This is a genomic window from Caulobacter sp. 05T431, from assembly GCF_056665975.1.
Map to the genome: position 1 here is coordinate 1 of NZ_JBFTKU010000125.1, position 440 is coordinate 440.

At 65.7% G+C, this 440-nt stretch carries 1 protein-coding gene; it reads right to left on the reverse strand.

Annotated elements, in window-relative coordinates; translation table 11 throughout:
* On the reverse strand, nucleotides 1-440 hold a 440-nt coding region (locus tag AC1U89_RS24805; RefSeq protein ID WP_479902269.1), incomplete at both ends, for an aconitase family protein.

Genomic DNA, 440 nt, shown 5'->3' on the forward strand with positions numbered 1-440 from the left:
ATTCGGGGGCCATGTTCGAGATGGTCGCGCGGTCGCCCAATGTGAGGCTGGAGGCACCTTCGCCACGGAATTCCAGATAGGCACCGACCACCTTTTCCTTGCGCAGGAACTCGGTCAGGGCCAGCACGATGTCGGTGGCGGTAATGCCGGGCTGGCGCTTGCCAGACAGCTCCACACCGACGATGTCAGGCAGGCGCATCCACGAGGCGCGGCCCAGCATCACGTTCTCGGCCTCCAGGCCGCCCACGCCGATGGCGATCACGCCCAGCGCGTCCACGTGCGGCGTGTGGCTGTCCGTGCCCACCACGGTATCGGGGTAGGCCAGGCCTTGCTCGGCGTGGATCACCGGCGACATCCGCTCCAGATTGATCTGGTGCATGATCCCGTTGCCCGGCGGGATGACGTCCACGTTGCGGAACGCCTTCTTGGTCCAGTTGATG